The sequence below is a fragment of the Cryobacterium breve genome, assembly GCF_027594785.1.
GTDB classification, from domain to species: Bacteria; Actinomycetota; Actinomycetes; order Actinomycetales; family Microbacteriaceae; genus Cryobacterium; species Cryobacterium breve_A.
In genome coordinates this window covers 915,414-930,997 of record NZ_CP075584.1, presented here as the reverse complement: position 1 = coordinate 930,997, position 15,584 = coordinate 915,414, and the positions used below count along the sequence as shown (strand labels likewise).

The window sequence follows — 15,584 nt, the reverse complement described above, 5'->3', positions numbered from 1 at the left end:
TGTGTCAGGGTCTGGCCGTCACGGTTCGGAGGACGGCATTGAGTGTGAGCCAGCCTCGGAGCATACCTGTCGAGTCGACGACGGGCAGGCCATCGCTCTCGCTGGCCGCCAGAACCCGATCCAGAACGCTGTCCAGGGTATCGTCGGGGCTCGCGGCAGTGGGCGTCTCGATCAGGGCGCTGAGGGTGATCGCACTGCTGTCGTCATCGTTGCCCAGGGAGTCGGATATGGCAGCGACGGTCACGATCCCGATGAACGTTCCGTCGCTATGAAGAACCGGCAGGGCGCGTTTGCCGGAATCGATCAGGATCCGCGCTCCTGCGGCGGGCGTGAGCCGGGAACTCACCGCACCCGGAGCATCCGTCATGACCTCACGCACGAGCGTGGAATGCAGCAGGATTCCCCCGGGACCGCCGTCGACGCTCACGCCGCGGCGGCGAAGTTTGAGCGTGTAGATCGTGTCCTTGCTGAGCAATCGGGACACGCCCGTCGCGATCACGATCGCGAGCAGCAGAGGAAGGATGATCGAATATTCCCCGGTTAGTTCGAACAGGATAATTGCTGCCGTGATCGGGGCCCGCGTGGCTCCGGCGAAGACTGCTCCCATGCCGACCAAGGCAAACGTGCCGGTTTGCCCGGCGAACACGGGAAACACCATGCCGGCGACATCGCCGAATGCGGCACCGAGCATCGCTCCGATGAAGAGTGACGGTGCGAACACTCCTCCGGAGCCGCCGATGCCGATGGTCAGGCTCGTCGCCACGACCTTGCCGACGAGCAAGAGCGCAACGAAGCCCAGGGCATAGCCGCCCTGGACGCCCTTCTCCAGGACCGGGTAACCGACCCCGTACATCTGGGGCAAGGCAAAGAGCACCAGACCGAGCACGAGGCCGCCGGCGACCGGCCTCAACCACTCCGGTTTGCCCCGCCAGGCCCAGTCGCAGAGGTCTTCCACGGCGTACAGGACCTTCGTGAACCCGACTCCGGTCAGGCCGGCCGCGAGTCCAAGCACGGCGAAGAGCGTGAACTCCGACGGGTTGACGATCGTGAACGTCGGCAGGCTCAGGAAGGGGTGATCGCCGAGGATCGAGCGGCCGACGATCGATGCGGTCACTGAGGCCAGGACGACAACACCGAAGGAACGGGCGGCGAAATCCCTGAGCAGCAGTTCGAGGGCGAAAAAGACTCCGGCGATCGGAGCATTGAACGTGGCTGCGATCGCGCCTGCGGCGCCGCACGCGACCAGGGTTCTGAGCTGGGATTCGGGCAGCCGTACTGCCCGCCCCAGTGTGGACCCCAATGCTGACCCGATTTGAACGATAGGGCCCTCGCGACCCACCGACCCACCGGAACCGATTGTGATGGCCGAAGCGAGCGACTTGACGATCGCAACCTTGCCGGGAATCCGGCCGCCCCGTTTGGTGATGGCGTACATGACCTCTGGAACGCCATGCCCCCGGGCTTCCGGTGCGAACTTGTTCACCAAGGGGCCGTAGAGGAGACCGCCAATGGCCGGAGCGACGATCACGAATGCACCCCCCAACCACGGAACCCAGGGATTGGCCGGATGGCCGACGGAGGCTGAGTAATCGACCGTTCCCGTGAAAATCAGAGTCGCGGTGGCCACCAGCCAACGGAACGCAACGGCGCCGAAACCGACACCTGCGCCGACCACGACAGACATGAACATGAGTCGTCCGGAGCCGGTGAGGATCCGGGTGAACCACGTGTGCAAGGGCTCCAACAACAGGGATCTCATTCGTCCCCGCAGGCTCAGAGTAGGCTGTGCCATCAAGGCTCCGTAATGTGTAATTAGACAATTGTTGTATGTATGCAATAATCACGTTATCACTTGTCTGGAACGGGGTTTGACGGATGGATGCCTTCACTGCAGCCGACGCGCGGGTCGCCGACGCGACCCTTGCCGCCTCCCGCGCCTTGCTCGGCGTGGTTGCCCGATCGGTTGTGGCAACGCTCGACGTCGTCTCTCTGCCGCAGTTTCGGGTCCTGGTCATGCTCAGCTCGGCCGGTCCAACCCGGATGGGCGCTGTGGCGGAGCGAATGGGAGTCATCCCATCGACGTTCAGCCGCTTCATCGATCGAATGGTCGCCGGAGGCTGGGTGGAGCGGGCGGCCAGTCCCGACAGCCGGCGCGAGGTCCTCCTCGAACTCACCGAGAGTGGCCGGCGACTCGTCGACGACGTCACCGAACGCCGCCGAGCGGACATCTCCGCCATCCTGTCGATCATGACGCCGGATCAACGGACCGCTCTTCAGCACGCATTGCAAGCATTCGCGGATGCGGCGGGGGAGCCCCAGGCAGCGGATTTGCTGACCCTTGGGCTTTGAGGCTTTCCCTGCACCGGTTCCCACCCCGGGCGAAGGCGCGTCGCTGAGCAGTATGACGGGTTCCATGTGGATGCCGACGCAACCGCCGACACTTACGAACCTGCTGGCCTGGCACCTTCAGCCAGTTCCCGTGCTGCCCACTCTCGCCCTTCTGCTGGCAGTCCTGTATCTCTTCGCACTCTGGCATCTGCACCGTTCCGGCATCCGCTGGCCCGTGCAGCGAACGGTGTGGTGGCTCCTCGGCGTCGCAACACTCATACTGATGACAGCCACGGGGCTGGATGGCTACGGAATCCGACTGTTCAGCGTACATATGGTCCAGCACATGACGCTCAGCATGTTCTCGCCGGTCCTGCTCGCGCTCGGTGCACCGGTAACTCTGCTGCTGCGGGTACTCCCGACCAGGCACGGCGGCGGCTGGAACCTGCGCAAAGGACTCCTCGCGCTGTTGCACAGCCGGTTCGCTCAGTTCGTCACCCATCCGGGAGTCACGACAGGCCTGTTCCTGATGAGCCTGTATGGGCTCTATTTCACCCCGGTCTTCGACTATCTGATGCGCACGATGTGGGGGCACAATCTGATGCTTGTGCACTTCCTCGTGATTGGAATGCTGTATTTCTGGGGGATCCTGGGTGTCGACCCTTCGCCACGGGAAGCGTCTCGAGGAGTTCGCAGGCTGGCTCCGCCGGTGCTGGCAATCCTGGAATTGTTCATCACGGTTCCGTTCCATGCGTTCTTCGGCGTCGTCGTGATGATGTCGGTTGCCCCGATCGTGGGGTTTTACACGTACCCCGTTCCTGGCTGGACTATTTCGCCGCTGGCGGACCAATCACTGGGGGATGGGATCGCCTGGGGATTCACCGAACTGCCCACCCTGCTCGTCCTGGGTGCGCTGTTCCTTCGTTGGCAGAGTGCGGCTACGCGCCACGATCGAGTCGCCGATCGGAAAGCAGCACAAGACGGCGACGCCGAGCGCGTCGCATACAACTCCTATCTCGCCGCGATCGGCGCCAGGGACGATCGCAGTGAGACGGCGCCGTAGATATGTTCGCGACCAATCAAAGGACAGTGTGACGAAGAGCAACGAATCGACACCACCCCATACCGTTCGCGGAGCGCTCGGGCACCTCGTCGGCTTCATCGCGATAAGTACCGTCGCGGGTGTCCTCGTGGCTGCCTCGGTGACTCCCGCGGTCGCCGTGTCTGGAATGGCGGCCACCAACGTCATCAATACGTTCGAGAACCTGCCGAGCTATCTCGCGATCGACCAGCTCTCTCAGAAGAGCAATATCTACGCCAAACAGAGCGATGGCACGCCGGTGCTCCTGGCGTCGTTCTACGACCAGAATCGCGTTGATGTCCGGTGGGGAGCGATGAGCCAATTCGCGAAAGACGCGGCCGTCGCCGGGGAGGATCCACGTTTCTATGAGCACGGCGGGATCGACCTTCAGGGAACCGTCCGCGCCGTGCTGAGAACGGCAACGGGCAGCGCCATCCAAGGCGGCTCCTCGATCACGCAACAGTACGTGAAGAACGTCCTCGTGCAGAGGTGCGAGGTTCTGGACGACGCGAACGCCATTGCTGACTGCTATCGGGCGGCGACGGAGACGACAGCCGATCGCAAGCTCAAGGAAATGCGGCTCGCCATCGGGTTGGAGAAGGTCTACTCCAAGAACGAAATCCTTGCTCACTACCTGAACATCACGGGATTCGGAGGGACCGTATACGGCATTGAAGCTGCGGCCAACTATTACTACAACTCAACCGCCGCGGCATTGACACTGCCGCAAGCGGCCAGCCTGGTCGCGATCGTGAACAATCCGGGAAAATTCCGGCTCGACACCCCGACCAGCGCAACCAACGGCGCAGCAAACGGATACGCCGACAACACGAGCCGGCGCAACTACATCCTCGACGAGATGCTGCGCCATGGAAAGATCACCCAGGGAGACCATGACGCCGCGATAGCAACGCCGGTGGAACCCACCATCACCGAGCCGAGCACCGGCTGCAAAACGGCCGGAGCCAACGCCTTCTTCTGCGACTACGTGACCAAACAGCTCTTACACGACCCCGCATTCGGCGCCGACGAAGACACCAGACTCCTCACCTTCCGGCGTGGCGGCTACAACGTCTACACCACACTGGACCTCGACGTGCAAAATGCAGCCGTCGCCACACTGGCTGCGAATGTGCCCACCACATACCCCGGATGGGACGTGGGAGCCGTCGTCACGAGCGTCCAAGTCGGTACCGGACGCGTGCTCGCGATGGCGCAGAACAAGACCTTCAGTCAAGACCCCGACGTCCAGTCAACCGGTGCGAGCTCCACCGGAATCAACTACAACACCGATTACCAGGACGGTGGATCACATGGGTTCCAGCCAGGGTCGACCTACAAGGTTTTCACGCTGGCACAATGGCTGACAGATGGGCATGCGCTCAGCGAGCGGGTCAATTCCCGACGCACGAGCAACTGGGGCACCTTCTCGGACAGCTGCCTGGGCCCGCAGACCTATCCCGGATGGAACCCGAAAAACGATTCCTCTGGCGAGACCGGAGCGCACTACAGCGCTCTCGAATCGACGATCGACTCAATCAACACGGGCTTCATCGGAATGGCCAAAGAGCTGGACCTGTGCGGCATACGTAAGAGAGCAGAGGCGTTCGACGTCCATCGTGCAGACGGGAACCCTCTTTTGCAAAGTGCTGCGACCGTGATCGGTACCAACGAGGTCGCACCGCTGACCATGGCGGCAGCCTTCGCCGGCATAGCGAACGACGGCACGACCTGCACACCGGTCGCCATCGACAGCGTCACGGACGCGAATGGCGCCGACGTTCCCATTTCACCTTCCGTCTGTGCGCTGTCGGTGTCGCCTGCAGTGGCCGCAGGCATGACCTACGCAATGCATCGAGTGATGACCGGGGGCACCGCGTGGCAGTCCTATCGCGATACGACGCCACGAGTGCCGATGATCGGAAAGACCGGAACGACCGATGGCAACAAGGACACCTGGATGAGCGGAGCCAGCTCGAAAGTGGCGACGGTCGTCGGCGTGGTGAGCGTCACAGGGTCGGCCAACCAGCGCAATGTCTACTTCGACAGCGGTCAGGCTGCGACGGCCCGACATCGGATATGGCCCGATGTCATGTCAGTCGCTAACGCGAAGTACGGCGGGGATGACTTTGCCGAGGCATCCACCGACACCCTCTATGGAACGCCGGTGTCCGTTCCCGACGTGCGCGGCCAATCGGCTGCGCGCGCAACGGCCGCCTTGAGTCTGCTGGGTTCACGGTCGTGACCGGTCGGACCGCGGCGTCGGAGCCTGGCGGCGGGAACGGTTGTCACCTCATCGCCGGCCGGCGGAACGAAGGCCCGTCCCGGTTCGACCATCACTCTTCACACGAGTGACGGGGCTCTGAAGTCGCTGCCGGATGTTGTCGGCCTGACGGAAGGAGCGGCCCGGACAAAGCTCAGCGCCTACGCCCCAGTCGTCGTCGATACGACCGTCGTTGACCCAAAACAGGTCGGAGTGGTCCTGTCCATGACTCCCGGTGCGGGAACGGCGATGCACTCGGGCGGTACTGTGACGCTCACGGTTGGCCGGCTCGGCTGACGCCTCGATCCGGTCATCGGGCGGATCCAGCGGCCCGGAAGATCCGCCTGGGTGCCGTCGACCCGGGCGAATTACGTGGTCACGGCAGTGAGTGAGCGAACGCCTCGTGGTATTCATCGACGATGCGCCGGGTTGCCGCCCCGATCGGCCGGAATTCGTTGTCGGCAAGAACAAGAATCTTGTTCTTGTGCAACACTTGCATAAGAGCATTATTCGAGGAGGCGGACGGTCGGGTATTTCCGGCGTCGTCGCCGAGCGTGATGCACGCGCACCGCGTGCGTCGCAGGTGGTCACCCCACGGAATTGGATCATGATGAGAATGCGAACCGTGGTATGAGTTCAGACAACACCACGAGCGGGGCGGCCGGTTCGGCGGCGTCCAGGGTGACTTCCGACCTGAAGTCACTCCCGATGGCGGACGTGGAGAAGCAGCTGGGCAGTTCACCGGACGGGCTCACTCAGACCGAGGCAGCCAAACGCCTGGCGAAGTATGGTCCGAATGAGATCGCAGAGCACAAGACCAACGCACTGCTGAAATTTCTCTCCTACTTCTGGGGTCCGATCCCGTGGATGATCGAAATTGCGGTGATCCTGTCGGGTCTGGTCGGGCACTGGCCGGACTTCTTCATCATTCTCGTGCTGCTCGTAGCCAATGCTTTGGTCGGCTTCTTCGAAGAACGCCAGGCCGGGAATGCGATCGCCGCGCTCAAAGACACGCTCGCGATCAACGCTCGCGTTCGACGCGATGGTTCATGGGTCACACCCGCCGCCCGTGAACTGGTGCCCGGAGACGTGATCCGTCTGCGGCTGGGCGACATCGTTCCCGCGGATGCCCGGCTGCTGGAGGGCGACGAGATCGAGGTCGACCAGTCCGCGCTGACCGGCGAGTCGCTTCCCGTGACCTGTCATGCGGGCGATGCCGTGTTCTCGGGTTCGATCGTGCGCCGCGGCGAGATCGGCGCCCTCGTCTATGCGACCGGCGCCCATACCAACTTCGGTAAGACGGCCGGTCTGGTGCAGGATGCCCATACCGTCAGCCACTTCCAGAAGGCCGTCCTGAGGATCGGCAACTACCTCATCCTCCTCGCCCTCGCGTTGGTGACCGTGATCGTGGTGGTGTCGACTCTCCGGGGCGACCCGATCCTGACGACACTGCAATTCGCGCTCGTGCTCACGGTTGCGGCCATCCCCGTCGCGATGCCGACCGTGCTGTCGGTCACCATGGCGGTCGGCGCACGGCTGCTGGCCCGGGAAAAGGCCATCGTCAGCAAATTGGTGGCGATCGAGGAACTCGCCGGCGTAGACATCCTGTGCGCGGACAAGACGGGCACACTCACCCGCAACGCGCTGACCCTGGGCGACCCGTTCAGCCTTGACGGTGTTTCGGCCGCGGATATCGTGCTCGCGGGTGCGTTGGCTTCCCGCGCGGAAAACGATGACCCCATCGACCTCGCCGTCCTCGGCGGTCTCTCGGAGAAGACCGCGATGGATGCCTACACGGTCACGCACTACCAACCTTTCGACCCGGTTCACAAACGCACCGAAGCCACCGTCACCGACGACAGGGGCGCGACGTTCAAGGTGACCAAGGGCGCACCCCAGGTCATCCTCGCTCTCGCCGACAATTCCGCGGATATCACCTCCGCCGTTGACACCGCTGTGAATGACTTCGCCGCACGCGGCTTCCGGTCTCTGGGTGTGGCCCGCGCAGAAGGACATGGAACGTGGCAGTTCCTGGGTGTCCTCCCGCTCTTTGACCCGCCTCGCGAGGACGCCGCTTCCACCATCGCCACAGCGAAGGAGATGGGTGTGACGGTGAAGATGGTCACCGGTGACGCGATCGCGATCGCGAAGGAGACCGCCGCCAAGGTCGGTCTTGGCACGAATATTCTTGACGCGTCCGGCTTGGGCGACGTGAAGAAGAAGGAGACAGCGGCGGTCGGGGAATCCATCGAAACAGCTGATGGGTTCGCCCAGGTCTTCCCCGAGCACAAATACCACATCGTCGACGTGCTGCAGAAGCGCGGTCACATTGTCGGGATGACGGGAGACGGCGTCAATGACGCGCCCGCACTGAAGAAGGCGGACTGCGGGATCGCAGTCTCGGGAGCGACTGACGCCGCCAGGGCCGCGGCCGCCATCGTTCTGCTCACCCCTGGTCTGTCCGTGATCATCAAGGCAATCGAGGAAAGCCGCCGGATCTTCCAGCGGATGAACTCCTACGCCATCTACCGCATCGCAGAGACCTTGCGTGTCCTGCTGTTCATGACGGTATCGATCCTGGTCTTCAACTTCTACCCCGTCACCGCGATCATGATCGTGATGCTCGCCATTCTGAACGACGGGGCAATCCTGTCGATCGCCTACGACAACGTGAAGTATCGGAAGGCACCAGAGGCGTGGAACATGCGTCTGGTGTTGGGCATATCGACCGTGCTTGGAGTTGCCGGCGTCATCTCCGCCTTCGGACTCTTCTATCTGGCCGAGAATGTCTTCCACCTCGATCGCGACCATATCCAAACCCTGATGTACCTGAAGCTTTCGGTGGCAGGGCATCTCACCATCTTCCTGACCCGCACCCGCGGCCCGTTCTGGTCGATCCGACCGGCCCGCATACTGTGGGTCGCGGTCCTGGGAACCCAGGCCGTCGCGACCCTCATTGCCGTTTACGGGCTCTTCATGACTCCGCTCGGCTGGGGCTGGGCCGCCTTCGTGTGGGGCTACGCGATCGCCTGGGCGCTGGTCAACGACCGCATCAAACTCCTCGCCTATCGCATTCTCGACCCCGCAGGGAAGAACCGGAGGACCCGCCGCTCGCTGACGAACTCTGCCGCACCCTCTTCCGCTGCTCCGGAACCCCACGGTGCCGCCGTGGATTCTCACCCAGAAGGCGCCGCAGCGCCGGAGACGGAGGGGTTGTCATGAAGATCGACACACGTGACTTCCGCGTCGAAGCAGGGAAGGACGCGGACCTTGCCGACCGCGCGACGGACGTTGCACATGTCTGGGGGGCCGACACAACGTACAAGCACGTCCTGCACCGGCACGTCAAAAAGCTGACCGCGCTCCAACGGTTGCACTACGCCTCGGGACACTACTCACTATTGGTGATCTTCCAGGGCATGGACGCAGCAGGAAAGGATGGGGCGATCCGGCACGTCATGTCCGGAGTGAACCCTCAGGGTTGCCAGGTCTTCAGCTTCAAGCAGCCAAGCAGCGAGGAACTCGAGCACGACTTTCTCTGGCGGACGACCCGCCGCCTCCCCGAGCGTGGCCGGATCGGCATCTTCAATCGCTCGTACTACGAAGAAGTTCTCGTCGCGCGGGTGCACCCGGAGATCTTGCACGGCGAGGGTATCCCGGCTGCACTCATCAACGAATCGTCGATCTGGAAGGAGCGGTATCGCTCGATTGCGGACCTTGAAGCGCATTTGAGCCGAAATGGGACGAAGATCGTCAAGATCTTCCTGAACCTGTCTAAAGAGGAACAGGCGAGTCGGTTCCGCGAACGGATCGATGTTCCCGAAAAGAACTGGAAGCTCACTCTCGCTGATATTCACGAACGGGGGTATTGGGACAGATATATCTCTGCTTACGAGGAATGCCTGACAGCAACGAGCACCAGGGAGAGCCCCTGGTATGTGGTCCCGGCGGACAGCAAGAAGAACGCCCGGCTCATCGTGTCCCAGATCATCGTGGATGCGCTCAGGGGGCTGAAGATGGCCTACCCGGTCGTCACAGCCGAACGCGCACAGGAATTGGCCGACATTCGCGCTGAACTCTGAGGAGCAGCCGGTCAGGCGCCGCCTACAACCGCTTGATGTGTCGACCGTGGGGCTCTGAGCGCTTCCCACCCAAGACGGGTCGGCGTCGAGTTCTTCCCGTCCGGGACTCTTTTGTTTCCTCGGTTCCTGATATGGTGCTCCGGATACGAGCGAGCGACTGGGGAGCTGACCAGCCGTTCCGCACGATGAACGGTTGTGAGACGGGGGACAGGTGATGGCCTTGGCCGGGTTCGGTGTGACGTAGTGAGCGAGTCGGATACTGAGATCACGAGCGGGCCGGTTCGGCTGGTCCGGTCGCCGCTGGACAAGGGCGAGGACGACCTGGGCGTCGTTGCCGACCGAGCGTTCCAGGTGAACGGGGACACCCGGGCCGCCCTGCGACTGGCGCTGACGCTCGGCGTTCGGCTCGACGGGGCGGGGCCGGGTTCCGGGAGAACCGAGCGACTCTTCGACACTCTCGCGACGGTCGCGGCAGCAGACCTGACCGCTGCCCGCGTCGTGGAGGCACACCTGGATGCGCTCTCGATCCTGGAACAGGCCGCCGAGTCCGGCCCGGGAAGCCACGTCGATTCCGGGAATGGACGAACGTGGGGCGTGTTCGCCGCTGAAGGACGCGGCACGCGCCTCGAGGCGCGCCAGACCGAATCGGGATGGCGGCTCGACGGCGTCAAACCGTGGTGCTCACTCGCCGGCGAACTCAGCCACGCGCTCGTCACCGCGCACACCTCGGAGACCACACGGCGGCTGTTCGCCGTCGACCTCCGCGTGCCGGGAATCACGGTGTCGGAGGGATCCTGGGTGGCCAGGGGACTCGCAGCGCTTCCGAGCGGCCCTGTTGACTTTCGCGGCGTTCCCGCAGAGCCGATCGGCGCCGACGGCTGGTACCTCGAGCGACCCGGTTTCGCGTGGGGAGGGATCGGGGTCGCAGCCTGTTGGTGGGGCGGGACCGTCGGCATCGCCAGACGCGTCTACCGGGACGCTGGGGAGCGTACGCCTGATCAGGTCGGTCTTGCTCACCTCGGCGCCATCGACGTACTCGTGACGGCATCGGGGCAGGCGCTTGCTTCCGCCGCGTGCGCGATCGACGACGGGACCGCGACCGGAGCACACGGCGCTGTGCGCGCGGCGCGAGTGCGGGGCCTCGTCGCGCGCACGGCAGAATTCGTCATCGAGCGGGCCGGGCACGCCCTCGGTCCGCAACCCCTCGCTTTTGACGCCCGTCACGCCCAGCGTGTCGCCGACCTGCAGTTGTACGTTCGACAGCACCACGCCGAACGCGACGAGGCCCGGCTGGGTGCGCTGCTGCTCGATGGTGCGCGGGGCATCGCACCGTGGTGACCTTCAGCCACCGGGACCCCGGCACCGCCGAGCGGGCCTGGGCCGACGCGCCCTGGATAACGACGGCAGCACGGCTCGACCCCGATGGTCTCGCCCGGCTCATCGTCGTCGCCGCGCATCCTGACGACGAGACGCTCGGTGCCGGCGGGCTGATGGCCGGTGCGGCAAGACGCGGGATCCCGGTCGATGTCCTGGTCCTCAGCGACGGCGAAGCGTCCCACCCGGAATCCCCGACACATACCCAGGAACGACTGTCCCGGGTGCGCAGGACCGAAGTGACGGATGCCGTCGCGCACCTGGCGCCATCCGCTCGCCTGCACTTCGCCGGACTGCCCGACGGCGACCTCACCGGAAACAGGGAGGCGGCGGCGCGGGCGCTTGCCTCTGTACTGGGGACGCCGCCTTCCGGCGCAGAGCCCGGAGAGGAACGATCGGTCGCGAGCATCTGGATCGTGGCACCATGGCGTGCCGACGGGCATCCCGACCACAGTCTCGCCGGCGAGGTGGCCGCCGCCGGAGCGGCCTGGTCCGGCGCCCGGCTGCTCGAATACCCGATCTGGGCCTGGCACTGGTCGACACCGGATGGGGAATGGTCGCTGGACCTGATCCGCAGGATTGACCTCAGCCCCGAGGACCACGCGCTGAAGCTGCAGGCTCTCGCACTGCACCGCAGCCAGGTCCTGCCGTTGTCCGACGAACCCGGAGACGAGGCCGTCGTGCCCCCGGCGATGGCCGCCCATTTCGCGAGAGGCTTCGAGATCTTCGTCGAAGACATCGCGACCGAGGCGGCGTCCCCGGATGTGACCGGGAAAACAAGCCTGACGAGGTCCTTCTTCGAAGATTTCTACGGGGAGGCGCGCGACCCGTGGGGCTTCGAGACGCGCTGGTACGAACGTCGCAAACGGGCGCTGACCCTCGCTGCGCTGCCACGCGAACGATTCGGCGCCGCCCTGGAGACTCGGCTGCTCGATCGGAGTGCTCACGGCCGACCTCGCCGCCCGGTGCGACACCGTGACGGCAGTCGACATCGCGGAGCAACCGCTCTCGATCGCCCGCGAACGGCTCGCCGGGCGCCCCGGCGTCCGCTTCGCGCGGATGACCCTGCCCGGTGAATGGCCCTCCGGCGTCTTCGACCTCATCGTCGTATCCGAAGTCGGCTACTACCTCGCGACCGCAGACCTGGAACGGTTCTTCCAGCGGTGCCGGGACAGCCTCGCCCCTGGCGGAGTCCTCCTCGCCTGCCACTGGAGGCACCCGGTTCCGGAGTACCCGCTCAGCGGTGACAGTGTCCACGACATGCTCGCGACCGTGCCCGGACTCGTGAGAACCGTCGCGCATCGCGAAACCGACTTCCTGCTCGAGGTGTGGCAACCCGGGCCGGCGAGATCCGTGGCCCAGCAGGAGGGGCTGGTCCAGTGACCGGTCCCGGTGAAATCGACCACCTGATCATCGTCATCCCCGCGCACAACGAGGAGGAACTGCTTCCGCGGTGCCTCGCCGCCCTCGGGGCCGCGATCGAGTCACTGGTCGCGATCCTCGATCCGGCGCCCCCGATCGTGTCGGTCGTGATCGTGCTTGACCGCTGCACGGACGGGACCGAGTCGATTGCCGCCGGTTTCCCGGGCGTGCACCTCGTCCGCAGCGACACGGGAGCCGTCGGCGCGGCGCGGCGTGCGGGGGTCCGCAGCATCCTGAAGTCGACGGGCGACTTCACGGGCCGTACCTGGATCGCGTCGACGGATGCCGATTCCGCCGTCCCGGAGAACTGGCTCACGAGCCAGCTTGCCTTCGCCAGGAACGATGTGCACCTGGTCCTCGGCACTGTGGAGCCGGATGACTGCCTCGGCCGCGAAATGCGCGCTCGCTGGGCGGCGGAGCAGCTGCTCGTCGAGGGACATCCGCACGTGCACGGGGCCAATCTCGGGGTGCGGGCGGACCAGTACCTCGCTGCCGGGGAATTCCCCGGGAGTGACGCCGACGAGGACATCGCACTCGTCGTGGCACTCCGGAGACTGCGGGTGTGCGAGATTCGCACGGCACGCATCCCGGTTCGCACGAGTGGGCGACTCATCGGACGCACACCCGGGGGTTCGCCGGTTACCTGCGCGCCCAAGCCGCTCGCATCCCCGTCATCGTGGAGGCCGACGCGCTGCAGGTCGACGAGGCCGGTGCCCGTCCCTGAGCGAACCCCTCAGCCGGATATCTGGCCCAGAGCGCTAGCATCGAGCGCTCTCGCGGCCAACCAGTCCTCCAGCTCGGCGGCAGGAACAGGGTGGGACATCAGGAACCCTTGAGCGACATCGCAGCCGTAGCCGATGAGCTCGGAGTATGCCGTGGTGTCTTCCACCCCCTCTGCGACCATGCGAAGCCCGAGGCTGTGGGCCAGGTCGATGGTCGAGACGACGAGGGCCGTTGCGCGCGGGTCGTCCTTCATCGGGATGATGAAGGATTTGTCGAGTTTGAGCTCGTCGATCGGCAGGTCACGCAGGTACGCGAGGGAACTGTAGCCGGTTCCGAAGTCATCGATGGAGATTCGAATTCCCGTCGCCTGCAACCGGGTGAGGATGCTGCGCGCGCGCTCCCGGTCGGAGAGGAGGAAATCTTCGGTGATCTCCAGGACCAGCATGGCGGGGGACAGGCCGCGGGAAGACAGCATCGCACTGATCCGTTCGGGAAGCACCGTGTCGATCAGGGAACTCGGGGACATGTTGACCGCCATCGTCAGCGTTCGTCCCTGGGCAGACCAGCTCGCGGCCTGGTCAAGAGCCTGGTGCAGCACGATCTCGGTCATGGCGTGCATAAGCCCGGACTCCTCGACGAGTCCGAGGAAATCGTCCGGTTGCAACAAACCCCTCGTCGGGTGGTTCCAGCGGACCAGGGCCTCGACGCCGCAGACGTCACCCGTCTTGAGGTCGATCTTGGGCTGATAGTGCATGACCAGCTGGTCGTCGACGAGCGCGAGACGTAACTCCTCGAGCAGGTGCAACCGCTCTTCCCCGTGATGGTCGTCGGTGCCGCGGTAGACGTGATGGCCGCTGTGGGTCGCCTTCGCCGTGTACATCGCCATGTCCGCCTTGCGGAGGAGCATGGTCAGGTCCTCCCCCTGGTCGGGGTAGCCGGCGATCCCAATGCTGGCACTGGCCTGTACCGAGATGCCCGCGAGGATGAACGGCTGGGCCAGGGTCGCGCGCAGCTTCAACGCCACCGCTTCCGCCCTGACCGAATCCGAACCGTCGAGAAAGATCACGAACTCGTCACCGCCGACACGCGCGAAGAGATCCTCGGTGCGCAGGCTGAGCGGAAATGCGGCCGGCGACCTGGAAAAGGAGCAGGTCGCCGACATCGTGACCGAGACTGTCGTTGACCTCCTTGAACTTGTCGAGGTCGAGCAGGAGAAGCGCGCTCGTACGGAGCGGATTCGCGGCCAGCCGAGCGGGCACATCGGCGTAGAGGGCGCGCCGGTTGGGCAACCCCGTGAGTTCGTCGGTCCGTGCCTGGCGATGCGCGTCCGCAATGCGGATGCGCTGGCGAAATACCAGGGGCAGTGCCGCGAGGGTGAGGGTCAGGGCCGCCAGGACGACGGCGAGAGGAGAGATCTTCAGCTGGGTTCCCAGGATCAGGACCAGAAGACCCGCGGCCGTGGCGATCGCCGGAACCGTCTGTTCGGGGATCGCCCAGGTCGAACGGCGAGGTTGCGAGCCGAGGCGGGCCTCCCTGTCGACCGAAGACGCGATCAGGGCGAGGCTCAGGGGCCAGCCGATGTCGAGTGCTGTGCCGAGCACGTAGAGGCCGTTCAGGTGCAGAAAGACGCTGACGATGTCGGCGGCCGTGAAGACCGCGAGACCGAAAATGAGGTGGGGGAAACCGGGACCGATGGCGGTTCCGTGCGATGCCGCGATGCCCACGAAGAAGGACACGAGCAGGAGATCGCACAGCGGGAACGCGAATGCGACCGTCGTAGCAAACGACCCTGGGCTGGCGAGTGCCGCGCTGAGGATCGGGTCGAGGAGGACGGCGAGCAGCGCGGCCGCGCCGAGGGAGCCGACGGCACTGTCCAGGAGGACCGGCGACGCCAGGCCGCGGACATTCCGTCTCGCGAGGACAACGAGCGCCGCGAACATGAGGGGGTAGAAGCCGAGAAAGCCGATGTCCGCCCATGACGGATGTGGGAGCGACTCTCCCGCTGCCGTGGCGAGGCCGAAATAGGTGTCCCCGGCCGCGAGGACGGTGATCGCCATCGACATCAGCACGAGGTCAGTACGTGGAGAGCGCGCCTGGCCGATCGCAATCCAGCACACGATGACGGGAATCCACAAGGCGAAGAATCCGAGTACGAGCGAACTCACGTCGCCTGCGGTACCGAAGATTGTGGCGACCGCGAAGGCAGCCACGATCAGCCCGAGGGTCCAGTTCGGCCATCGGCCGGATCGGCCCGTTCCCTGAGTCGCGCGGACGCGTTCCGTGCTGGTCTCGACTGGCATAGTTCTCCCTC

General features: G+C 64.8%; 13 protein-coding genes and 1 pseudogene. 11 read left to right on the top strand and 3 right to left on the bottom strand.

What is annotated here, in order from left to right:
- Positions 1-4: 4 nt before the first annotated feature.
- The gene (locus tag KIV56_RS04520; protein ID WP_281535308.1) at positions 5-1,684 is read right to left on the bottom strand and encodes a chloride channel protein; all 1,680 of its coding nucleotides are present in this window, start codon (positions 1,682-1,684) and stop codon (positions 5-7) included.
- A gap of 191 nt (positions 1,685-1,875) precedes the next feature.
- Between KIV56_RS04520 and KIV56_RS04515 the strand changes: the two genes are divergently transcribed.
- The 11 genes and pseudogenes from KIV56_RS04515 to KIV56_RS04465 all read left to right on the top strand — a co-directional run bounded on the left by KIV56_RS04515 (position 1,876) and on the right by KIV56_RS04465 (position 13,386).
- A complete protein-coding gene (locus tag KIV56_RS04515; RefSeq protein ID WP_281535307.1) occupies positions 1,876-2,349 on the top strand; it encodes a MarR family winged helix-turn-helix transcriptional regulator in 474 nt (157 codons plus the stop codon).
- A 130-nt stretch (positions 2,350-2,479) separates the two neighbouring features.
- On the top strand, positions 2,480-3,391 hold the full coding sequence (locus KIV56_RS04510; protein ID WP_281535306.1) for a cytochrome c oxidase assembly protein: 912 nt from the start codon (positions 2,480-2,482) through the stop codon (positions 3,389-3,391).
- Positions 3,392-3,419: 28 nt separating this feature from the next.
- Positions 3,420-5,654 carry a transglycosylase domain-containing protein gene (locus KIV56_RS04505; RefSeq protein WP_281535305.1) on the top strand — a complete coding sequence of 745 codons (2,235 nt, stop codon included), beginning with the start codon at positions 3,420-3,422 and terminating at the stop codon, positions 5,652-5,654.
- 24 nt (positions 5,655-5,678) lie between these two features.
- Positions 5,679-5,969: a PASTA domain-containing protein gene (locus KIV56_RS04500; RefSeq protein ID WP_281536068.1), complete on the top strand. Its 291-nt coding sequence runs from the start codon at positions 5,679-5,681 to the stop codon at positions 5,967-5,969.
- 91 nt (positions 5,970-6,060) lie between these two features.
- A complete protein-coding gene (locus KIV56_RS04495) occupies positions 6,061-6,306 on the top strand; it encodes a hypothetical protein (protein ID WP_281535304.1) in 246 nt (81 codons plus the stop codon).
- A complete protein-coding gene (locus KIV56_RS04490) occupies positions 6,303-8,894 on the top strand; it encodes a plasma-membrane proton-efflux P-type ATPase (protein WP_281535303.1) in 2,592 nt (863 codons plus the stop codon). Before KIV56_RS04495 ends, KIV56_RS04490 begins: the two co-directional genes overlap by 4 nt.
- Positions 8,891-9,754, top strand: a complete 864-nt coding sequence (locus KIV56_RS04485) for an ADP-polyphosphate phosphotransferase (RefSeq protein WP_281535302.1) — start codon at positions 8,891-8,893, stop codon at positions 9,752-9,754. The genes KIV56_RS04490 and KIV56_RS04485 overlap by 4 nt, the downstream gene beginning before the upstream one ends.
- Before the next feature lie 243 nt (positions 9,755-9,997).
- Positions 9,998-11,092, top strand: coding sequence for an acyl-CoA dehydrogenase (locus tag KIV56_RS04480; RefSeq protein ID WP_281535301.1), 1,095 nt, complete (start codon positions 9,998-10,000; stop codon positions 11,090-11,092).
- A gap of 152 nt (positions 11,093-11,244) precedes the next feature.
- A pseudogene (locus KIV56_RS04475) lies at positions 11,245-11,544 on the top strand (PIG-L deacetylase family protein); the annotation flags it as partial.
- 523 nt (positions 11,545-12,067) lie between these two features.
- Complete coding sequence (locus KIV56_RS04470; protein ID WP_281535300.1) at positions 12,068-12,511, top strand: class I SAM-dependent DNA methyltransferase; 444 nt, start codon at positions 12,068-12,070, stop codon at positions 12,509-12,511.
- The gene (locus KIV56_RS04465; protein WP_281535299.1) at positions 12,508-13,386 is read left to right on the top strand and encodes a glycosyltransferase; all 879 of its coding nucleotides are present in this window, start codon (positions 12,508-12,510) and stop codon (positions 13,384-13,386) included. The genes KIV56_RS04470 and KIV56_RS04465 overlap by 4 nt, the downstream gene beginning before the upstream one ends.
- Here the strand turns inward: KIV56_RS04465 and KIV56_RS04460 are convergent.
- Complete coding sequence (locus tag KIV56_RS04460; protein ID WP_281535298.1) at positions 13,284-14,435, bottom strand: putative bifunctional diguanylate cyclase/phosphodiesterase; 1,152 nt, start codon at positions 14,433-14,435, stop codon at positions 13,284-13,286. The two genes, KIV56_RS04465 and KIV56_RS04460, sit on opposite strands and share 103 nt — an antisense overlap.
- Positions 14,347-15,573, bottom strand: a complete 1,227-nt coding sequence (locus KIV56_RS04455; protein WP_281535297.1) for a GGDEF domain-containing protein — start codon at positions 15,571-15,573, stop codon at positions 14,347-14,349. The genes KIV56_RS04460 and KIV56_RS04455 overlap by 89 nt, the downstream gene beginning before the upstream one ends.
- Positions 15,574-15,584 lie beyond the last annotated feature (11 nt).